At 62.9% G+C, this 22417-nt stretch carries 15 protein-coding genes; 4 read left to right on the top strand and 11 right to left on the bottom strand.

Annotated elements, in window-relative coordinates; genetic code table 11:
* Positions 1–73: 73 nt before the first annotated feature.
* Positions 74–1384 carry a serine hydroxymethyltransferase gene (glyA, locus tag HA399_RS02245; protein WP_404325910.1) on the bottom strand — a complete coding sequence of 437 codons (1311 nt, stop codon included), beginning with the start codon at positions 1382–1384 and terminating at the stop codon, positions 74–76.
* A 372-nt stretch (positions 1385–1756) separates the two neighbouring features.
* On the opposite strand from glyA, the gene HA399_RS02240 reads away from it, so the two are divergent.
* Positions 1757–2647 (top strand): AEC family transporter, encoded by an 891-nt coding sequence (locus tag HA399_RS02240; RefSeq protein WP_054555340.1) that lies wholly within the window; start codon positions 1757–1759, stop codon positions 2645–2647.
* Positions 2648–3206: 559 nt separating this feature from the next.
* Here HA399_RS02240 and nhaC read toward each other — a convergent pair.
* A complete protein-coding gene (gene nhaC / locus HA399_RS02235) occupies positions 3207–4739 on the bottom strand; it encodes a Na+/H+ antiporter NhaC (protein ID WP_404325909.1) in 1533 nt (510 codons plus the stop codon).
* Between the two features lie 198 nt (positions 4740–4937).
* Complete coding sequence (locus tag HA399_RS02230) at positions 4938–6047, bottom strand: hybrid-cluster NAD(P)-dependent oxidoreductase (RefSeq protein ID WP_213113475.1); 1110 nt, start codon at positions 6045–6047, stop codon at positions 4938–4940.
* A gap of 619 nt (positions 6048–6666) precedes the next feature.
* On the opposite strand from HA399_RS02230, the gene HA399_RS02225 reads away from it, so the two are divergent.
* The gene (locus tag HA399_RS02225; RefSeq protein WP_404325908.1) at positions 6667–7950 is read left to right on the top strand and encodes an aromatic ring-hydroxylating dioxygenase subunit alpha; all 1284 of its coding nucleotides are present in this window, start codon (positions 6667–6669) and stop codon (positions 7948–7950) included.
* 139 nt (positions 7951–8089) lie between these two features.
* Here HA399_RS02225 and cyoE read toward each other — a convergent pair whose 3' ends face one another.
* The 5 genes from cyoE to cyoA are packed head-to-tail and all read right to left on the bottom strand — an operon-like array spanning position 8090 to position 12894.
* Positions 8090–8944, bottom strand: coding sequence for a heme o synthase (cyoE, locus tag HA399_RS02220; protein WP_043333143.1), 855 nt, complete (start codon positions 8942–8944; stop codon positions 8090–8092).
* 13 nt (positions 8945–8957) lie between these two features.
* Positions 8958–9287, bottom strand: a complete 330-nt coding sequence (cyoD, locus tag HA399_RS02215; protein ID WP_248379988.1) for a cytochrome o ubiquinol oxidase subunit IV — start codon at positions 9285–9287, stop codon at positions 8958–8960.
* Positions 9284–9910: a cytochrome o ubiquinol oxidase subunit III gene (gene cyoC / locus HA399_RS02210; RefSeq protein ID WP_054555336.1), complete on the bottom strand. Its 627-nt coding sequence runs from the start codon at positions 9908–9910 to the stop codon at positions 9284–9286. Before cyoC ends, cyoD begins: the two co-directional genes overlap by 4 nt.
* 2 nt (positions 9911–9912) lie before the next feature.
* Positions 9913–11922 (bottom strand): cytochrome o ubiquinol oxidase subunit I, encoded by a 2010-nt coding sequence (cyoB, locus tag HA399_RS02205; protein ID WP_248379986.1) that lies wholly within the window; start codon positions 11920–11922, stop codon positions 9913–9915.
* Between the two features lie 3 nt (positions 11923–11925).
* Complete coding sequence (gene cyoA, locus HA399_RS02200) at positions 11926–12894, bottom strand: ubiquinol oxidase subunit II (RefSeq protein WP_082388205.1); 969 nt, start codon at positions 12892–12894, stop codon at positions 11926–11928.
* 1479 nt (positions 12895–14373) lie between these two features.
* Between cyoA and HA399_RS02195 the strand changes: the two genes are divergently transcribed.
* The gene (locus HA399_RS02195) at positions 14374–15003 is read left to right on the top strand and encodes a flavin reductase family protein (RefSeq protein ID WP_404325907.1); all 630 of its coding nucleotides are present in this window, start codon (positions 14374–14376) and stop codon (positions 15001–15003) included.
* A 232-nt stretch (positions 15004–15235) separates the two neighbouring features.
* The gene (locus HA399_RS02190) at positions 15236–16816 is read left to right on the top strand and encodes a BCCT family transporter (RefSeq protein WP_404325906.1); all 1581 of its coding nucleotides are present in this window, start codon (positions 15236–15238) and stop codon (positions 16814–16816) included.
* Between the two features lie 127 nt (positions 16817–16943).
* On the opposite strand, the gene HA399_RS02185 is transcribed toward HA399_RS02190, so the two are convergent.
* From HA399_RS02185 to HA399_RS02175, 3 genes are all read right to left on the bottom strand, one after another.
* A complete protein-coding gene (locus HA399_RS02185; protein WP_043333148.1) occupies positions 16944–17183 on the bottom strand; it encodes a hypothetical protein in 240 nt (79 codons plus the stop codon).
* A gap of 261 nt (positions 17184–17444) precedes the next feature.
* The gene (locus tag HA399_RS02180; protein WP_404325905.1) at positions 17445–20471 is read right to left on the bottom strand and encodes a molybdopterin-dependent oxidoreductase; all 3027 of its coding nucleotides are present in this window, start codon (positions 20469–20471) and stop codon (positions 17445–17447) included.
* Positions 20468–22231 carry an NADH-ubiquinone oxidoreductase-F iron-sulfur binding region domain-containing protein gene (locus tag HA399_RS02175; RefSeq protein ID WP_404325904.1) on the bottom strand — a complete coding sequence of 588 codons (1764 nt, stop codon included), beginning with the start codon at positions 22229–22231 and terminating at the stop codon, positions 20468–20470. The genes HA399_RS02180 and HA399_RS02175 overlap by 4 nt, the downstream gene beginning before the upstream one ends.
* Positions 22232–22417 lie beyond the last annotated feature (186 nt).

Genomic DNA, 22417 nt, shown 5'->3' with positions numbered 1-22417 from the left:
GTTGTCACCCGAGTGATGTCTCTGCGCTTGCGGCATGTGTCGTTGTTATCGTTGTCTCTCGCCAGCGCCTTGTTCAGGCAAGCGCGGCGGGGTCGGTCACGCTGTTCGATGCGTAGACCGGGAAGCGTGCACAGACTTCCTCGACCTTGCCGCACACCTCGGCTTCCACCTTGGCGCTCTCGCCGGTGGACAGCGCGTCGAGCAGATCACAGATCCAGCCGGCCAGTGCCTCGCATTCCGCCTCGCCGAAGCCGCGCGTGGTGGCAGCCGGGGTGCCGATGCGCAGCCCGGATGTCACGAAGGGGCTCTGCGGGTCATTCGGCACGCTGTTCTTGTTGACGGTGATATGGGCGCGGCCCAGTGAGGCGTCCGCGTCCTTGCCGGTCACGCCCTGGCGGATCAGCGAGACGAGGAACAGGTGGTCATCGGTGCCGCCGGAGACCACGTCATAGCCGCGCGCCATGAAGACCTCGGCCATCACGCGGGCATTGGCGATCACGCGGGCCTGATAGCTGACGAAGTCCTGGCTCATCGCTTCCTTGAAGGCCGCGGCCTTGGCGGCGATGACGTGCATCAGCGGGCCGCCCTGCTGGCCGGGGAAGACGGCGCCATTGAGCTTCTTGTGCAGCGCTTCATCACCGGTGGCGGAGAGAATCAGGCCACCGCGCGGGCCGCGCAGCGTCTTGTGGGTGGTAGTGGTGACGACATGGGCGTAGGGCAGCGGGCTCGGGTAGTGACCCGCCGCGACCAGACCGGCCACGTGGGCCATGTCGACCATCAGCCAGGCGCCGATCTCGTCGGCGATATCGCGGAAGCGACGCCAGTTGACCACGCGCGAGTAGGCGGAGAAGCCGGCGATGATCATCTTCGGCTTGTGCTCACGTGCCATACGCTCCATTTCCTCGTAGTCCAGCTCGCCGCTTTCGGTCAGGCCGTACTGGATGGCGTTGTAGTGCTTGCCGGAGAAGTTGGGTGCCGCGCCGTGGGTCAGGTGGCCGCCATGCGCCAGGCTCATGCCGAGGATGGTGTCACCCGGCGAGACGAGAGCCATGAACACAGCCGCGTTGGCCTGGGCGCCGGAGTGCGGCTGCACGTTGGCGTAGTCACAGCCGAACAGCGCACAGGCGCGCTCGATGGCCAGCGTCTCGACCTTGTCGACGAATTCGCAGCCGCCGTAGTAGCGCTTGCCCGGATAGCCTTCGGCGTACTTGTTGGTCAGCTGGCTGCCCTGGGCTTCCATCACCAGCGGGCTTGCATAGTTCTCGGAGGCGATCAGCTCGATATGCGCTTCCTGACGCGCTGTCTCTTCGAGGATGGCCTCGGCCAGTGCAGGGTCGAGTCTGGCCAGTCGGTCATCACGGGTGTAGCCATGTTGCTGAGACATTGCGCGCCTCCGGTAAGCGGATCGTTGTTGTTGGAATGGTTCGATGAAGGGTGATCAGTGATCGTCTGTTCGCTCAAATCCTGTCGAGCCAGCCGGCGCCAAGGCCTTGAGTGGCTGTCTTGACCCGATACTAGCCCTGCCCCCCTGCGGCAAACTGCTTGTCAGCGTCACCCCGCAGCGCGAATGCGACATCGGCAGGCAAAAGCGACATCTCGATGGCCCGCACAGAGCTGCTGCGAATAGTGGCTGCCCGCCACTGGCGCTACACCGAAGCCCCTGCGGGCAGGTATGCTAGACACCGATATCGTGCGATCAGGCGCCGGATGACGACTGATCCATGCAAGCGCGCGCCTGAGGAAGGGAGTTGAGAATATGCTGATGGAATTGCTGGCGGTGATGGCACCGGTACTGTGTGGTGCCGCCATCGGCTTCTTCTGGGTCAGGCTGGGCAACGACTACCCGATGGCCTTCGTCACCCGGCTGGTGCTCTACATCGGCACGCCGGCGCTGATCCTCAATGCGCTGGGCAGCGCCGAGATCGACAACTCGAGCTTTTTGCGCACGGGCCTGGCGACGCTGTCCGTGATGGCCCTGCTGCTGGCGCTGAGCTGGCCCTTCGCGCGCCTGATCGGCAAGCCCTGGAAGGTCGCGGTGGCGCCGTTGCTGTTCTCCAACGTCGGCAACATGGGCCTGCCCGTCTCGCTCTACGCCTTCGGCCAGGCCGGCTTCGCCTACGCCATCACCATCATGGTCACCATGTCGCTGCTGCAGTTCACCCTCGGCGCCTGGCTTGCCAGCACCAGCGGCAACCCGCTGCGCAGCGTGGTGCGCTCGCCGACCATCTGGGCCAGCATCGTCGCCACCCTCATGCTGCTCTGCGATGTGCACATGCCGCGCTTCGTCGCCAACAGCCTGGAGCTGATCTCCGGCTTCACCGTGCCGCTGATGCTGATCACCCTGGGCGTGTCGCTGGCCAGCATTCGCGTCAAGAATCTGGCCGCGGGCGTGGGCTTCAGTGTCCTGCGCATTCCCTTTGCCGCCCTGTGTGCCTGGGGGATCGGCACCCTGTTGGACCTGCCCCCGCTGGCGCTGCATGTGTTGACCATGCAGATGGCCATGCCGGTGGCGGTCTACAACTACATGTTCGCCCAGAAGGCCGGGCGTGAGCCGGAGTACGTGGCCACGTTGGTGTTCTGCTCGACGCTCGCCGCCTTCCTCTATCTGCCCATGCTGCTGGCGGCGATGGGGGCGACACTGGGCTGACCCGACGGAAGCGGCCCGAGCCTTCCCGCAGTGAATGACAGGCACAAAAAAACCACGCGAGCCTGAGCTTGCGTGGTCGTGTGACACCTTCCTGCGGAAACTGCCGTGCCGTGAAGAAGACGGTATTGCACCATCCCGATATTGAGCAGCACGGCGCTTCCTGTTGCGACGATCAGCCTTGTAGTCCTGCTGGCACCCGCTCCCGGCCTGGAGGTGGCGCACCGTTCCCCTGTGTCATCATTGCCCTTTTGACCAAACCCGTGACTGGAGTGGCAGTCGTGGACCTGACGTGAACGCTCTCCGCTCTCGACCCGCAGCTGAAGAGGGCATGCAGCCCAACGGGGCCTTGTGCTTATGGCACCAGGGCGAACCCTGGCATGGCCTGGCGGGACTTCCCGCAGAGCCCCCTGCAATGCATGCGCTCATTCACGTGGCAACATCTGAAGGGTAGCCCCGAAGTCGTCTGCACCTCCAGATGGTTTGTGCCGTCTTCCTGCGCGAGTCGACTTGCTCATGAACCTGAGCATGAAGTCTTAGAGCACTCATGCCGAGCAGACTGTCAGCGCACCTCGGGCGTGGCGGCTGGCAGTCCCGCCAGGCCCTCGGCCTGCTGCTGACGCAGCTGGGCCAGCGTTGTCACGGCATGTCCCCTGGCTTGCCATTCGGCGCGCTCATCATCATCGGCCCGGATGATGAAGCGTCCAAGCAGGGTGTAGAGCAGCCCCAGCAACGGTGACAGCCAGCAGGCGAAGGCCAGCGGAATGTAAAGCAGCCCCTCCATGCCCGCGCCACCGGCCATCAGCCCCAGCGAACTGATCACCACCGCACCACTCGCATTCCAGGGCACCAGCGGCGAGATCAGCGTGCCGCCCTCTTCCAGTGAGCGTGACAGATTGAGCGTCGAGTAGCCTTCTCCGCGGAATACCGGCGCGTACATGCGCCCCGGCAGAGCAATGGAGAGGTAGGGGTCGCCCGCGATGACATTGGTCAGCGCCGCCGTGGAACTGGCCGCGACCTGCAGCCCGAAGATACCGCGCACCTTGACCAGCACCGCGGCGCACAGCACCTCCAGACAGCCGATCACCTCCAGCATCCCCCCGAAGGCCAGTGCGATCATCACCAGCAGGATGACCCAGGCCATCGACATCAGGCCACCGCGATTGAGCAGGCTGTCGATCTCGCTCACCCCGGTGTTCAGGGTGTAACCACTCTGCATATAACCGAACAGTGCCTTGATGGCCTCGCCCTGGACACCATAGGCCACCACGGCGCCCGCCAGCACCCCGACGAACAGCGCCGGGAGTGCCGGCATGCGCGCGATCGCCAGCGCCATGACCAGCAGCGGCGGCACCAGCACCCAGAGATTGAATTCGAAGGCACCTGACAGCCCAGCAGTGATGGCAGTAATTCGCTCGAGATCCAGCGACTGGCCAGCGGCGAGCAGGTTGCCGGCGATCAGGTAGATCACCAGCGCGATCAGCATGGCGGGAATGGTGGTCGGCATCATGTTGCGGATGTGCGCAAACAGACTCACGCCGGTGACGGCAGGCGCAAGGTTGGTGGTATCCGACAGCGGCGAGACCTTGTCACCGAAGAAGGCGCCGGACACCACCGCACCGGCGGTCCACCACGGCGGAATTCCGAAGCCAGCCCCGATGCCCATCAGCGCAAGCCCCACCGTGCCCACCGTGCCCCAGCTGGTACCCAGCGCCACCGAGACAACCGCGCACAGCAGCATGGCCGCCGCCAGGAAGTATTCCGGCGAGACCAGCTTGAGTCCGTAGTAGATGATCATCGGCACGCTGCCGGAGGCGATCCATACCCCGACCGTCATGCCGACCAGAATCAGGATCGCGATGGAAGGCAGGCCGACACGCACGATACGCATCATGCCCTCTTCCATCGCCGACCAGCCGTGGCCCAGCTTCCAGCCGATCAGCGCCGTGATGGCGACACCGCATACCAGCGGCACATGCGGAGTGAACTCGCCGAACACGAACAGTTGCAATGCAAGAACGGCCAGGGTGGCCACGATAGGCAGGCAGGCCATCTTGAGCGATGGCCGTAGTGGGGTCTTCACGTCCCGAGTCATGTCTTGCTCCATTAGTTAGTTGTACTTTTTGTACCCCTAACGCTAATGGGCCCCGGGAAGTCGCGGCTGACTGACTGCGTCATCCAACCGCGCGAATGCGACATGTCCTCTCATTTATCCAGCGCATTTATCCAGTGCCTGCGCCCGCCCGTGAATATCGCTCGCGATAGCCAGCAGGGCGGGAGGCCAGGTTGTGGATCAGTAATCGATCACCACATCGCCATTGGGCACACTGCAGCAGGACAGGATGAAGCCTTCGGCGACGTCTTCATCGGTGATGCCGCCGTTGTGTTCCATCTCGACCTCGCCCGAGACCTTCTGCACCCGGCAGGTGCCGCAGATGCCCATGCCGCAGGCCTTGGGAATATGCAGACCGAGCTTGGCGGCGGCGGCGTGGACGGTCTCGCCCGGGGCGATCTGCACCGACTTGCCGGTGGTGGAGAACTCGACCCGCGTGAGATCGGAGCGGTCCAGCTCATCGGCCAGCACCTCGGCCTGTTCGGCCTGCTCGATGGCCTCTTCCTCGACATCGACCGGCGTGGCACCGAAGGATTCCTCGTGATAGCGGCTCATGTCGAAGCCGTGGCTGCGCAGCAGATGCTTGACCGCATTCATGTAGGGCGTGGGGCCGCAGCAGAAGATCTCGCGCTCCATGAAGTCCGGCGCGATCATCTCGAGCATCGCATCGGTGAGATAGCCGCGATAGCCGGACCAGGTCTGGCCGGTCTCGAAGCGCTCGCAGATGACGTGCATGTTGAACTCCGGCACGCGGGAATCCATGAACTCGAGCTGACGCCAGAAGATGATGTCGCGCGGGCTGCGCGCACTGTGCACGAAGGAGATGTCCACGTTGGCATTGGTATCGAAGTACCAGCGCGCCATCGACATCAAGGGCGTGATGCCCACGCCACCGGACAGCATCAGAATGCGCTCCGCCGGGTAGTCGATGCAGTTGAAGTTGCCGACCGGGCCGTGCACCGCCAGCACGTCGCCTTCATTGAGGTTGTCGTGCAGCCAGTTGGAGACCAGCCCGCCCGGCACGCGCTTGACGGTGATCGAGAAGCTGTAGGGCACCGACGGTGAACTGGAGATGGTGTAGGAGCGCATGATCTGCTGGGCATCGATCTCGAGCTCCAGGGTCACGAACTGCCCCGGCTTGAAGAAGAACATCACCGGCTGTTCGGCCATGAAACAGAAGGTGCGAACGTCCCAGGTTTCCTGAATGACCTTCACGCAGCGCACGCTATGTCGACCGTTGGTCCAGGTCTGCGTCGTAACCGGATTGAAGTTGCTGAGAGTGGTGCTCATGAAGGCCTCGCTGGGCATGTTGTTCTTGGAGACATGTTCGTGAAGAGACAGTGTCAGGCCACCCTGCGCTGCGTGCGCGGCCAACGGTGGGACATGCTCAGGATTGTCGAGTCAGCGCCCGGCAAGCATTTATCCGTGCACGACAGAAACATGCCCGATCGCTCCAATCCCGCCCCCGCAGCGCCCTGCCCCCGCCTCATCGCTACGCCTGCCTGTGCCTCAAAGCCCCTGCGCAGACGACCGGCGTCGGAAATACATCATTGAGCGTCGCCATCAGACATAAGTCGCGACTTGACCTCAGCCACACTGCGCTCCATGCGTGGCAATGCCACTCAGACGTCATGCGGGCTGCCTGAACTTCCACGCTGACTATCCTGTCGAGCGAGCGGCACTCTGCCTGCGCCGCCCTCGACACCCGAACCGACCAGGACGGGATGACGCACCGCGCGATGCATCGGCACTCCCTCATGGGGCCCCGATGTCGCCCAGCGGTGCTGCCCGGCAATGGTCTGTTCACTCGTTCCCTCTGTCCCGGCTTCACAACAACAATGATCAGCACACTCACTCAACCCAAGGCGACCCTGCTCCCGGCGCCTACCGACCGTGCGAGGACACCGCGATGAGCGACTTACTGGAACACGCTCAGGATCAGCAGCGTCAGGCGGTACGCGAGGCCGCCGCGCGGCTTCTAGAGGCCCGCAGTCCCGGCTACACCCTGCCCCAGCCCTTCTACAATGATCAGCGCCTGTTCGATCTCGACATGAAGGAGATCTTCGAGCGCGAGTGGCTGTTTGCCGGCCTCAGCAGCGAGATCCCGCTCAAGGGCAACTTCATGACCATGGACGTGGGCAACAGCCCGATCATCATCGTGCGCGGTGACAACGGGGCCATCCATGCCTTCCATAACGTCTGTCGCCATCGCGGGTCCCGCCTGTGCAGCACCGAGCGCGGCAAGGTCGCCAAGCTGGTGTGCGGCTATCACAAGTGGACCTATGAACTGGATGGCCGCCTGCTGTTCGCCGGTTCCGACATGGGCACCACCTTCGACACCAGTGAATACGGCCTGCACCCCGTCCACGTGCGCTCAGCCGGTGGCATGCTGTTCATCAACCTCGCCGAGCAGCCCGAGAACTGCGAGCCGTTCTTCAAGACGCTGGAGTTCTACCTCAAGCCCTACGACATGGAGAACGTCAAGGTCGCGACCAGCTCCTCCATCATCGAGGAAGGCAACTGGAAGCTGGTGATCGAGAACAATCGCGAGTGCTATCACTGCGATGGCTCCCACCCGGAGCTGCTCAACACCTTGCAGGAATTCGATGACACCGATGACCCGCGTGCCACCGATGCCTACAAGGCGCTGGTCGCCAAGAAGCAGGCCGACTGGGATGCCGAGAAGGTGCCCTATCAGCTGGTGCGCTTCGGTCGCCGCAATCGCATGACGCGCACGCCGCTGCTGGAAGGCACCGTCTCGATGACCACGGACGGCACTCCGGCATGCAAGAAGCTGTTGGGTCGCCTGCAAAGCCCCGACATGGGCTCGCTGCGCATCCTCAACCTGCCCAATTCCTGGAACCACTTCATGGGCGATCACGCCGTGGTCTTCCAGGTCGACCCGATCGGTCCCCTCAAGACCCGCGTGACCACCAAATGGCTGGTGCACAAGGACGCGGTGGAAGGTGTCGACTACGACCTGGCGAAGCTGCGCAAGGTGTGGGACGCCACCAATGATCAGGACCGTCAGCTGGTGGAAGAGAACCAGCGCGGCGTCAACTCCAGTGCCTATCAGCCCGGCCCCTATTCGGCGACCTTCGAGTTCGGTGTCGTCGACTTCGTCGACTGGTATGCCGAGCGCATGCAGGAAGCGCTCAAGGAACAGCAGGAGCCGCGTCTGCAGCTGGCCTGAGGGCTTGAGTCCTCGAAACCTGAGACTCTGAAAGTCAGGCAAGAAAAAACCCGCCACCGGCAAGCCGGTGGCGGGTTTTTTTGGCTTTCACCCGGGCAACACGCCGAAGGCGGGTCACCCGAGAGGTACTACGGCTGGATTACAGCTGCGTGTCCAGGCTCATCATCAGGCTGAGCGCCATGACGATGATGATGGAGAAGCCGAACAGCTTGCGTGCCCAGGAGGCATCAGGCTGATCCTTGAGGCGCCAGGCGGCCAGATACAGCCACCAGCCACCCGTGACGGTCGCGACTACCAGATACCAGATGCCGGTATATCCCCACAGTGTCAGCAACAGCGACACCGGGATGAAGCCGGCAATGTACCCCGTCACTACACGCTTGGCATGCTCCATGCCTCGCGCTACCGGGAGTACCGGAATATTGGCGGCCCGATAGTCATCGACACGAAACATGGCAATCGCATAGGAATGCGGCATCTGCCACATGCTGAAGATGATCAACAGCAGCAGCGCCCCCATGTCCGCCTGACCGGTGACGGCCAGGTAGCCGACCACTGGCGGCGCAGCGCCGGACAGTGAGCCGATGAGGGTGCCATACACCGAGCCACGCTTGAGCCACATGCTGTAGGCCCCGACGTAGATCACGAAGCCCAGCCCCACGGCGATCATCGCCATGAGATTGGTCATCGCGGCCAGAAGCCAGAAGCCTGCAAGGCCCAGCACGCTGCCGAAGACGAAGGCCCCCTTCAGCGAGATGTCGCCCTGCACCAGAGCACGGCCCTGAGTACGTGCCATGTGGCGGTCGATATCGCGATCGATGCAGTTGTTGAACACACAGCCTGAGGCCACGATCAACGCCACCCCGACCAGGGTGGCGATGAACAGCGCCCAATCCACCTCACCACCGGAAGCGAGAAAGAAGCCGCCGCTGACGGTGATCAGGTTGCCGAAGATAATGCCCGGCTTGGTGGTACGCAGGTAGTCCTTGATCATCAGGCTCACGCTATCAGATGGGCATCATGTTCTGATTCAGCTCGATCATGATCCACATGGAACCACCAACGACGATTGCCACGATCACCACGGTGAACAGCATGGCCATGACATTCCAGCTCTGCTCCTTGGAGCCGTCCAGGTGCAGGAAGAAGTACAGCTGCACGAAGACCTGAGCGATGGCGAAACCGTAGATGGCCCAGATCACGCCGACACCCGGATCGTCCATCATCATCACCATCCCGAACGGGATGATGGTCAGGATGATGGAGAGAATCAGACCGGTCACGTACTGCTTGACGCTGCCGTGATTGTCGTTGTGGTCGTTGTTGGAATGGCTCATAGCATCACTCCTGTGAGATAGACGACGGTGAAGACGCAGATCCAGATGACGTCCAGGAAGTGCCAGAACAGGCTGAGCATCATCAGACGACCGCGATGCACTTCCGTCAGGCCTTTCTGCTTGACCTGGAAGATCAGCAGCGCCATCCAGATCAGACCGACGGTCACGTGCAGACCGTGGGTGCCGACCAGGGTGAAGAAGGCAGACAGGAACGCGGACTTGTCCGGACCATGGCCGTTCACGATCAGGTGGTGGAACTCATAGATTTCCATCGCGATGAAGCCTGCGCCACAGGCGAAGGTGATCATCAGCCACTTGATCACCGCGGAGCTGTCTCCGCGGTTCATGCCCAGCATCGCCAGGCCGTAGGTGAAGCTCGAGGCCAGCAGCAGCGCGGTCTCGACCAGCACGAAGTCCAGCTCGAAGATCTCGGCACCCGTCGGGCCACCGGCATAGGCCTGGCTCAGTACCACGTAGCCCGCGAACAGCATCGCGAACAGGATGCAGTCGCTCAGCAGATAGAGCCAGAAACCGAAGACCTTCAGGCCGTTGGTATCGTGATGCTCGTGATCGTCATGGGCGTCATGCGCCCCATCGTGAGATGTCATTGCATTATTCGCCATGATTACCCCTGAACCACTGTGTCGTTAGGTGTGCGGGCGCTGGGCAGGGCGCGACGCTCGCGACCCTCACGCTCGACACGCTCCACTTCCTCGACGGACACGTAGTAGTCGATGTCGTAGTTGAAGGAGCGCACGATGAAGGTGGCGATCATGCCGACCAGCCCGACCACGGCCATCCACCAGATGTGCCAGATCAGTGCGAAACCGAACACCAGGCTGAAGGCGGAGATGATGACGCCAGCAGCGGCGTTGCGCGGCATGTGGATCGGCGCATAAGGCTTCTTGGCCTCCTGCTCGATGCCACGTTCCTTCATTTCCCAGAACTCGTCGAGCTCGGAAACCTGCGGCTCGTGAGCGAAGTTGTAGAACGGTGCCGGTGAAGTGGTGCTCCACTCCAGGGTACGACCGCCCCAGATATCGCCGGTGGTGTCCTGCAGCTGCTTGCGGTTCTTGATGCTGACCGCGATCTGGATCACGGTGCACGCGATACCGATCAGGATCAGGACAGCACCGATGAAGGCGACGACCAGGTACGGTACCCACAGCGGGTTGTCGACGTGCTGCAGACGACGGGTCATGCCCATGAAGCCGAGGATGTACAGCGGCATGAAGGCGAGGTAGAAGCCAGTGATCCAGAACCAGAAGGAACGCTTGCCCCACTTCTCGCACAGCATGAAGCCGGTCGCTTTCGGGAACCAGTAGGTGATACCGGCCATCGCACCGAAGACCACGCCGCCGATGATGACGTTGTGGAAGTGAGCGATCAGGAACAGCGAGTTGTGCAGTACGTAGTTGGCGCCCGGAACGGCCAGCAGAACGCCGGTCATGCCACCGATGGTGAAGGTGACGATGAAGCCCAGGGTCCACAGCACCGGAGAGGTCATTTCGACGCGACCGCGGTACATGGTGAACAGCCAGTTGAAGATCTTCACACCTGTCGGGATCGAGATGATCATCGTCGCGATACCGAAGAAGGCGTTCACGTCAGCGCCGGCACCCATGGTGAAGAAGTGGTGCAGCCAGACGATGAACGACAGGACGGTGATGACGAGAGTCGCCCACACCAGCGAGGTGTAACCGAACAGCTTCTTCTTGGAGAAGGTGGAGATAACTTCGGAGAACACACCGAAGACCGGCAGCACCAGGATGTACACCTCAGGATGGCCCCAGGCCCAGATGAGGTTGACGTACATCATCATGTTTCCACCAAGGTCATTGGTGAAGAAGTGGAAGTCGAGGTAGCGATCGAGCGTCAGCATCGCGATGGTAGCGGTCAGAATCGGGAAGGCCGCGACGATCAGGACGTTGGCACACAGTGCGGTCCAGGTGAAGACCGGCATCTTCATCAGGGACATGCCCGGCGCACGCATCTTGAGGATGGTGGCGATGAAGTTGACACCTGTCAGCAGGGTACCGACACCGGAGATCTGCAATGACCAGATCCAGTAATCCACCCCGACTCCGGGACTGTAATTGGCCCCCGACAACGGCGGATAGGCCAGCCAGCCAGTCTTGGCGAACTCACCCAGACCCAGAGAGATGTTGACCAGCAGCGCGCCGACCACGAACAGCCAGAAGCTGAGCGAGTTCAGGAACGGGAAGGCCACGTCACGTGCGCCGATCTGCAGCGGCACGACAACGTTGATCAGACCGATGACCAGCGGCATCGCCACGAAGAAGATCATGATCACGCCGTGGGCAGTGAAGATCTGGTCGTAGTGATCCGGGGGCAGATAGCCGTGCCCGCCGGAGGAGGCAAGCATCTGCTGGGAACGCATCATGATCGCATCGGAGAAACCACGGATCAGCATCACCAACGCGACGATGATGTACATCATGCCGATCTTCTTGTGATCGACAGAGGTGAACCACTCATTCCACAGGTAGGCCCACTTTTTCTTTACCGTGATGAAGCCGAACAGGGCTGCACCACCGAGGATTACCGCCGCGAGCACGATCACAATGATCGGGTCGTGATACGGAATCGCCTCTAATGTGAGTTTTCCAAGCATTGCTTATTCCTCGGTTGCCATCGCAGATTCAGCGTGACCAGAAGCGTCATGATCGGACATGCCGTGTTCGGCGCTGTCGTGATGCATTCCACCCTTCTTCATGTGGCGCATCTGATCATCGCTCATGCCCAGCTCCATGCCGTCCATGTAGGGCGCCATGATCTGCTCATACAGGTTCGGCTTGACCTGACCATAGAAGGTCGGGGCAACGTCCTCGCTCGGCTCCTTGAGAGCGGCAAGACCAGCGTCATCCAGCACCTTGCTGCTGCCGCGTGCCTTCTCGATCCAGGCGTCGAAGTCGCCTTCGCTCATGACATGCGCCTTGAAATGCATGTCGGCGAAGCCGGCGCCGCTATAGCTGGCAGAGATACCGTCGTAGGTACCCACTTCACTGCCGATCAGGTGCAGACGGTTTTCCATCCCCGCCATTGCATAGATCTGGCTACCGAGCTGCGGGACGAAGAACGAGTTCATCACCGTGTCGGATGTGATGTGGAAGCGAACCTGACGATCCACCGGCATGGCCAGTTCATTGACCGTCGCGATCCCCTGCTCCGGATAGATGAACAACCACTTCCAGTCCATGGACACGACCTGCACCTCGATCGGCTCACCGCCGTCGACGATCTCGGCACGCGGGTCCAGCTCATGCGTGCTCTTCCAGGTCAGGATGCCCAGAGCGAGGATGATCAGGCACGGAATGCCCCAGACCACGATCTCGATCTTGGTGGAATGCGCCCAGTTGGGCGTGTAGGTCGCCTTGCTCTGCTTGGTATCGCGATAGCGCCAGGCGAACCACAGCGTCATGAAGATGACCGGGATAACAACCACGAGCATCAGGTAGGTAGCAGTCAGGATCAGCGACTTTTCGGATTCACCGATAGGCCCCTTGGGATCGAAGAGTACGGCGTCACAGCCGGACAGCATCAATAATCCCGCGAGGATAGGGAGTCCCCGCAGAGCCCCCCGCATTAGGCTTTTTCTCATCTCACGACCTCGTTGGAACACGCCATGGCGTCATGACGAGCCCACATGTGGAACACAGCGTTCGAAGAAATGACCAACAGGAAGCCGTCGATCTTTCGAACGAAATCAGAAGATTTCCCGCAGGCGGGCACAGGATAGAGAAAAGACAGGGGGGCTGACTACGGGGCAGGATGACGCACCAGGGGCCACATGCGGATGACTTCGGCCATCCGGTGCGCGCCAATCATGCCTTGAGCGGCATGAGTTCCCTCACGCTCGAGGAAGGTTAAGGCAGCGGGATCGGGTGGCGAAGCCGACACTCACGGCGATGATGTCGCGACAGTGCATGCCTTGCAGGGCCAGACAGCTCGTCAATCGCCAGCCTTCTCCGCGATGCCAGCCCCCCTGCCCTGCTTGATGATGCCCGTGAGAATCACGACCTTGTCGCGCCACAATTCAGTGCATCCCCGCAGATGTCCTCGCCATCGGCGCACCAGGCAGCGTCGAAGCAACCACTACCACTGCACGATACCGCGCAATAAAAAACCAATAAATTGCCTAAAATCGAAATTAAATACCAGAAATTGTGCCACTGAGCCTTTCAAAAGTTGCTGAAGTACTCCCCCAACCCGGGCGAGAGAGGCATTTTCCCGACATGATACTTGTATGAGGCCGGCGTTCATTGACGAGAAAACATGCATCATTATCGATCATGACCTGACAGGTAAATGCACCATGATGCGTCTCACATGATGCTGGCATTCCCGATCAACAGGGGACGCTTTTTCGCAACCTTGGCATGCCATTCTCATGATCAATGCCGAACCAAATGGCCTGATGACTGTCATTTTCCGCCATTCATTTACGCGGAATCACCACCTTTCTGCCAGATGACGCCCGGCCCGGCATCATAAAAAACACACAAATAAACACACTACAGAAACCATATGGTTACCAATTTTGCACAAAAATCCGGTTTCCCGCCCCCATTGTGTGACTTGAGTCAGACAAGCAATGAACTCGACCGCGGCGTCAGGAACAACATCCTCGAAAAAGGTCAAGACCTGCGACAATTGACCACACCAAAAATAGGGACAATGATCTGGGAGAATTTCCCGGGGCCTTTTCCACACCCAGCGGCCACACAGGCCACTCTTCATCAGCACCACCGGCCTGTGGTCAGGCGCGATTCGCGTTCTCCATCAGCGATGATTCGCAGCCGCCACTCGCCGCGACGGCCAGATTCTTAAGCTCTCGGCCTAGCGGCCTCTTGGCTTGCCGGGTCTCTTGGCTTGCAGGGCCTCTTGGCTTATCGGGCTCTGGGCCTGGCGGGCTCTCACTCTCTCCAATGTCAGGGCCGTGCGACATGTTGCCTGAGCGGGTCGAGAGCCATGCCCTGCAACGCCCGCTCTGCGATGACAGCTCTACAGCTACAGCTCTGCAATGACAGCTCTACAACAACAGCCCTGCAACGAGAGCCCTACCATGACTGCCTCCTCGACCACGCATTCCCTCATCGCCGCCGACCAGCTTCCCGCAGGCATCCTCTATCGCCTGTTCTCGGGCAGCATCGCGCCCCGGCCGATCGCCTGGGTCTCGACCATCGACGCGGCAGGCAACACCAACCTCGCGCCCTTCTCGTTCTTCACCATCGCCAGCATCAATCCACCGGTGCTCGCCTTCAGCCCGCTGCGCAATGGCGAAGGCAAGACCAAGGACACCCTCAACAACCTCGGACAGGTCGCGGAGTGCGTCATTCACATCGGTGGCGAGGCGATGAGCGAGGCGCTCAATCTCACCAGCGCCAGTCTCGCCGCCGACGAGGATGAGTTCACCCACGCAGGCCTGAACAAGGCGGCCATGCCGCCGCTTGCGGTCCCGCGCGTGGAGGGCGCCCCGATCGCCTTCGGCTGTCGACTGCGCGACATCATCTCGTTCGGTGATCAGCCGCTGGCCGGTTCACTGGTGCTGGCCGAGGTGGTGGTGATGCATGCCGACGCAGCGGTCTGGGATGGGCGGCATGTCGACAATGAGGTGCTGCGTACCATCGGGCGCATGGCCGGCAGTGACTATGCACGCACGGACAGCCTGTTCAGCCTACAGCGCCCCGAATGACTTTCCGGCACGGACAGGAAATCCATAAACCTTAATACAATCAATGTCTTTCAGCGCACGACAAGGATGGCTCAAGGTTTGACGCCACCACCTGCAACTGGCAGAAAGGCGCATGTTGCACAAGGCTTCAGACCAAGGTCTGAACGCTTCCACCAGGCGGGACAAGGTCCCTCATTCTGACTCGAGATGCCCACAGGAGCGGCTATCGAAAGAAAACATACGAGGTAACTCCATGTCATCGAATCCGTATGTGACGGATTACCAGATCGGTCAGGACAATGTTCAGCGACTCGGGCTGGATGTCCACAAGCCGGTCTTCACCATCAGTGCGCTGCTGATCGTGGGCTTCATCCTGTTCACGCTGCTGATGCCCGAGTCGGCCGAGTCGGCACTGGGCGGCGCCAAGGCATGGTCCATCACCCATGGTGATTGGCTGTTCATGCTCTCCAGCAACTTCTTCATCCTGTTCTGCCTGCTGCTGGTCCTGCACCCGGTCAGCCGCCTGCGTCTGGGCGGACGCGACGCCAAGCCGGAATTCAGCCGGATGGCCTGGTTCGCGATGCTGTTCGCGGCCGGCATGGGCACCGGCCTGATGTTCTGGGGGGTCGCCGAGCCAGTGGCGTACTACACCGACTGGTCCGGCACGCCATTGAACGCGCCACCGCGTACGCCGGAAGGCGCAACGGCGGCACTCTCGGCCACCGTCTTCCACTACGGGCTTCACCCCTGGGCCATGTATGCCGTGATCGGCCTGTCGTTGGCCTTCTTCGCCTACAACAAGGGCCTGCCGCTGACGCTGCGCTCGGTGTTCTACCCCTTGCTGGGTGAGCGTGTATGGGGCTGGAGCGGCCATATCATCGATATCGTCGCGGTGCTGGCCACCCTGTTCGGCCTTGCCACCTCTCTGGGGCTGGGCGCGGCACAGGCGGCCTCGGGGCTGGACCATCTGTTCGGCATCGGCGATGGGCTGGTCAGTCAGATCGGCGTGATCGTGGCCGTCACGCTCGCGGCCATCTACTCGGTGAGTCGCGGTCTGGATGGCGGCGTCAAACGCCTCTCCAATCTCAACATGATACTGGCCGCGTTGCTGGTGGTGTTCCTGTTCATCGTCGGCCCGACCATGGACATCATCACCGGGCTCGGCACCACCAGCGTCGGCTATCTGGAATATCTGCTGCCGCTCTCCAACTGGATCGATCGCCCCGACGAAGGCTGGTTCCATAGCTGGACCATCTTCTACTGGGCCTGGTGGATTTCCTGGTCGCCGTTCGTCGGCATGTTCATCGCGCGTATCTCGCGCGGACGCAGCGTGCGCGAATTCGTCACCGCCGTGCTGGTGGTACCGACCCTGGTCACCATCGTGTGGATGACCGTCTTCGGTGGCACCGCACTGGAAGAGGCGCGAGCCGCCGGCAGCGAGCTGGCCCAGGGCATCGACACTCCCTCGATGGCCATGTTCCAGATGTTCGACAGCCTGCCGCTGTCCTCCATCACCTCCTGCGTCGCCATCGTGCTGGTGCTGGTGTTCTTCGTGACCTCCTCCGACTCCGGCTCGCTGGTGATCGATTCCATCACCGCCGGTGGCAAGCAGGATGCTCCGACGCGCCAGCGCATCTTCTGGGCAGCGGCCGGCGGTCTGATCGCCTGTGCCCTGCTGTATGGCGGTGGCAGCACCGCACTGAGTGCGCTGCAGGCGGGCGCCATCTCCACGGGACTGCCCTTCACGGTGGTACTGCTGGTGATGTGCTTCTCGCTGTTCCGCGGTCTGCGCTGGGAGAAGCGCGAATACGATCGCGCCAACGCAGCGACCTGAGCCACTGCGCGCAGTGAAAAGAGGCGAGTGAGCCCCCACGCAAAAGGGCCTGTCAGTCGACAGGCCCTTTTGTTCATCTGGCAGACGGTATCAGTGCGCGGCGCGCAATCTTTCAGGAGTGCCGCGCCTAGCGCAGTCCCGGCAGCAGATACTTGTCCAGCGCCTGGCGCACCGACGGCAGCAGGATATCGGAGTGCATCACCAGCTCGCGCACCAGTTCCTGCAGGCCCGGCACGCCCACCTCGGCATGCTTTCTGAGTGCCATGCGCGCGCAGGTATCCGCGCAGGCATGCTCGGAAATCTGCACGCCCAGCGCCACCAGCCGCTCACGAAAGTCTTCGTGATCAATCAGCTCCACGATCATCATCGTCATTCTCCTTGCTCGCTGACGGCGGGCATTGTCATTGGTATTGACCCACTCTGTTCTGAGCATAGCCTTTCTGAGGATAGCCGAAATGCACGACGGGCTGTCTCCGACATTCTGGTCAGACCGGGGCGCCCTCTGCGTGCCTGCCCACGCCACTGGCGTAGGCATTTGCGTCAGGCGCGCCTGGCTCGGTTGCGGTCTATTGCCTCGATCTATCCGCTCGGTCCAGCCCGCTTGCCATGTCCGCCTCACATGTCTGCTTCAGCTCTCCACACCCGCCGAGGCGGGTTCGGCTCTGGCCAGACGGCAGGCGGCGTACTTGAACTCGGGAATCTTGCCCACCGGATCGAGCGCCGGATTGGTCAACAGGTTGGCGGCGGCTTCGGCGTAGCAGAATGGCACGAAGACCATGCCGGCCGGCGTCAGCGGATCGGCGCGGGTGGCAAGAGTGATCTGGCCACGTCGCGTGGTGATCGAGAGCGGCTCGCCCGGCGTGATGCCCAGGCGCTCCAGCTCCACCGGATTGAGCGTGGCCACGGCGGCCGGCTCGAGATTGTCGAGTACCGCCGCGCGGCGCGTCATCGAGCCGGTATGCCAGTGCTCCAGCTGACGGCCGGTGGTCAACACCGTCGGATAGTCGTCATCCAGCGTCTCATCCGGCGGCGTGGGCCAGGTCGGCACGAAGCGGGCACGACCACTGGCGCGCGGGAAGCCCTCGCCGAATACCACATCCTCGCCCTCGCCTCCCGGCGTCAGGCACGGATAGGTCACCGAGTTCTCCTCGGACAGCCGCGCCCAATCGATGTTGTCGAGAGAATCCATGCCTTTTTGCATCTCGGCGTAGATCTCCTCCGGCCCGGCGTAATCCCAGTCAAGCCCCATGCGCCGCGCCAGCTGCTGGGTGATCCACCAGTCCGGCTTCGCCTCTCCCGGGGCGCGCAGTGCCGCCCGTCCGCGCTGCACCTGCCGGTTGGTATTGGTGACGCTGCCGTCCTTCTCCGGCCAGGCGTACGAAGGCAGCACCACATCGGCGAACTGCGCCGTCTCGGTGACGAAGATGTCCTGCACCACCAGGTGTTCCAGATGCGCCAGCGCACTGCGTGCATGCTCTAGATCCGGGTCCGACATCGCCGGATTCTCACCGAGAATGTACATGCCGCGGATCTGATCGGCGTGGATGGCGTGCATGATCTCCACCACCGTCAGGCCCGGCGTCGCCGAGAGCGGGGTCTGCCACAGCGCTTCCAGACGCTCGCGCGCCGCCGTGTCACCCACCGGCTGATAGTCGGGGAACACCATCGGAATCATCCCGGCATCCGAGGCGCCCTGAACGTTGTTCTGGCCGCGCAGCGGGTGCAGGCCGGTGCCTTCACGCCCGACATGACCACACACCAGCGCCAGCGCGATCAGGCAACGCGCATTGTCGGTGCCGTGGGTGTGCTGCGAGATGCCCATGCCCCAGAAGATCATCGCGCGCCTGGCGGTCGCATACTCGCGGGCCACGGCGCGAATCTCTTCTGCCGCCACGCCACACAGCGGCGACATCGCCTCCGGCGTCAGCGCCGCAACATGCTCCGCCAGCGCGGCAAAGTCCTCGGTGTGTGCCTCGATATAGGCCTGATTGGCCAGCCCCTCGCTGATGATGACGTTGAGCATGGCATTGAACAGCGCCACGTCCGCCCCCGGCGTGAACTGGATCGAGCGATGCGCCTGACGACGCAGCGCCAGCGCACGCGGGTCGATCACCACGATGCGTGTGCCACGCTTGGCGGCGCGCTTGAAGAAGGTCGCCGCCACCGGATGATTGACGCCCGGGTTGCAGCCGGTCAGCACGATCAGATCGGACTGCTCGGCCTGCATGAAGGAGGCGCTCACGCCGCCCGAGCCGACGCCTTCCATCAGCGCCGCCACCGAGCTTGCATGACACAGCCGCGTGCAGTGATCGACATGGTTGGAGCCGAAACCGGTGCGCACCAGCTTCTGGAACAGCCACGCCTCCTCGTTGGTACACTTGGCGCTGCCGAAGCCCGCCAGGCTGTCGGGGCCATGCGCGCGCTTGAGGCGCATGAGCCCCTCGGCCGCGACCTCGAGGGCCTCGTCCCAGCTGGCCTCACGGAAGTGGGTCAGCGGATGGGCGGGGTCAAAGTTCGCATCCAGCCCCTTGGCCACACCGTCACGGCGAATCAGGGGGCGGATCAGACGCTCCGGATGGCGCGGATAATCGAAGCCGAAGCGCCCCTTCACGCACAGCCGGCCATGGTTGGAGGGCCCATCGCGGCCACTGACCGCGATGATGTTGTCCAGCCGCGTATCCGCAACGCGCTGTCGGCGCCGATCAGACTGATGGGGGGCAGCGCCCGCCATGCCCTGCTGGGCATCCGCCAGGGTCGCGACCGGCTGACCCTCGACACTCAACGCCTCGCCGCTGCCACGGCTGACCTGATACTCCAGCTGACAGCCCACGCCGCAGTACGGGCAGATGGAGGCGACGCGCTCATCGACGGCGGCGCTGTCGCCGAAGCCCTGCTCATCCACCTGGGCGGCGGGCATCAGGGCGCCGGTCGGGCAGGCCTGCACGCACTCGCCACAGGCGACGCAGGTGCTGTCGCCCATCGGGTCCTCGAGATCGAACACGATGCGCGTATTGCTGCCGCGCCCCGCCAGCCCGATCACGTCATTGACCTGCACCTCGCGACAGGCGCGCACGCACAGACCGCAGCTGATGCAGGCATCATGATTGACCGCCATCGCGGTATGGGAGTGATCGAGAGCGCTGGCCTGCGTCGGCAACCACTCCTCCACCGTCCCCCCCAGCCACTCGCGGACCGTCTCGCGGGCGCCGCCCAGGGTCTCGCGAGCGTGCCCGACATCCACCGCCAGCAGCTCGGCCATCGCCATGAAGTGGCTGCTGACATCAGGGTTGTGCGCCTCGGCGGGCATGTCGGCGGCGAGCAGCTCCACCACCATCGCGCGCGCCTCGCCGGCACGCCGTGAACTGGCACTGCGCACCACCATGCCCGCCCGCGCCTCGCGGATACAGCTGGCAGCAAGAGTGCGCTCGCCATCGATCTCGACCATGCAGGCGCGACAGTTGCCATCGCCGCGATAATCCGGCGCTTCGCTGTAGCAGAGATGGGGGATCGTCTCGCCGGCACGCTTGGCGATCTTCCATAGCGTCTCGCCGGGATAGGCCGTCACCTCGGCACCATCCAGCGTGATGGTGAAGCCATCCTCACGCAGCGGCTGATCATCCGAGGACGAGTTGCCCAACCCTGTCAGCGCATTCATGCCTCACCTCCCGTGGCGTCAGCCGCATGGCTCGTGGCGATCAAGCGCACCCCGCTGCTGGCAAGGGTCTCCCGGAAGTCCTTGAGCAGGCCGAGCACCGGATTGGGCGCAGCCTGACCAAGCCCGCAGATAGAGGCGTCCATCATCACCTGCGACAAGCGCGTCAGCAGCGTCTCATCCCACTCATCGCCGCTGAGCGCCGCCAGCATCTGGCGCGTGCCGACACGACACGGCGTGCACTGACCGCAGGACTCGTCCATGAAGAAGCTCATCAGATTACGCGCCACCGCCGCCAGGTCGTCCTTATCCGACAGCACCACCACCGCGGCCGAGCCGATGAAGCAGCCGTGGGCCTGCAGGGTGTCAAAGTCCAGCGGCAGGTCCGCCTTGCTGGCCGGCAGAATGCCGCCGGAGGCCCCGCCGGGCAGATAGGCACGCAGGCGATGGCCGTCGGCCATGCCGCCGCCATATTCCTCGACCAGCTCGCTGAGCGTGATGCCAGCCGGTGCCAGATACATGCCCGGGCGTCTGACGCGCCCGGAGAGCGAGAAGCTGCGCAGCCCCTGACGCCCCTGACGCCCGGCCGCGACGTAGTGGTCATGGCCTTCGCGATGGAGCCGCGCGATCCAATAGACCGTCTCGACGTTGTTGACCAGGGTCGGGCGACCGAACAGCCCGCACTGGGCCACGAAGGGCGGACGCTGACGCGGCTTGCCGGGCTTGCCTTCCAGCGACTCGATCAGCGCCGATTCCTCGCCACAGATATAGGCGCCGGCGCCACGCCGCAGCTGGATATAGCCCGGCGCGACGAGGCCTGCGGCTTCCAGCTCCGCGATGCACTCGCGCAGCACCTCATTCAGGGTCGGGTATTCGTCGCGCAGATAGAGGTAGAGCGCCTCGGCCTCGATGGCATGCGCACTGGCCAGCGCGCCCTCGAGGAAGGTGTGCGGCTCACGCTCCAGATAGCAGCGGTCCTTGAAGGTGCCGGGTTCGCCTTCATCGGCGTTGATCACGCAATAGCGCGGCCCCGCCTCTGCACGCACGAAGCCCCACTTGCGAAACGTCGGGAAACCCGCCCCGCCCAGGCCACGCAGACCAGCCTGTTCGATCATCTGCGCCAGGTCATCGATGCTGACCTCACCGCCATCCAGCGCGGCGAGCAGCCCATAGCCGCCACTGGCGCGATATTCCGCCAGCCGCGGATAGTCGAGACTCGCAGCCGGCGCGGCATGCACATGGCCTTCGGCAAGCGCCGCCGTGACGCCCTCCACGCTGGCGTGGCCGAGATGGTAATGCCCGACCTCCGCCACCGGCGCACTGTCGCAGCGCCCCATGCAGGGCGCACGCAGCACGCGCACCTGTTCGGGGTCCAGCCCCGAGGCGAGGCCGGCGCGCAAGGCCTCGGAGCCGGCCAGCTGACAGGACAGCGAATCACAGACGCGCACGGTCAGCGCCGCGGGCGGCGTCTCGCCATCGCGAACCACGGTGAAATGGGCATAGAAGGTGGCCGTCTCGTAGACCTCGGCCATCGGCAGGCGCATCCACTCGGCCAGCGCGCGCAGATGGGCCAGTGTCAGGTAGCCGACCTCATCATTGAGCACATGTAGATATTCGAGCAGAAGGTCACGCTGCGCCGGGGCATCGCCCAGCAGGCGCTGTACCTCGGCCCAGGCCTCGGCATCCAGCGGACGGCCGCGCAATTGGCTGCGCGAACGGCGGCGAGCGACAGGTGTCGGCTCGGTCAGGGTCTCAGGCGTCATGGCGGCACCACGGTGTTGTTATTGGGCAGGAGCAGGCAAGGACTGGCGTATCGCGCGAGGAGTGAAGTCTCGAGCGCGAAAGTGGTGCGCGGTCAGGGAGTACGCACCACTTTCCTTCACTGTAGATCGCAATCTACAAAGCGGGCACACCTGCGACAACCGCTCTGAGCGCTGAATCGCCCCCTA

This window comes from Cobetia sp. UIB-001 (assembly GCF_044789135.1).
Lineage (GTDB): Bacteria > Pseudomonadota > Gammaproteobacteria > Pseudomonadales > Halomonadaceae > Cobetia > Cobetia amphilecti.
This window is presented reverse-complemented; position numbering and strand designations above follow the sequence as displayed.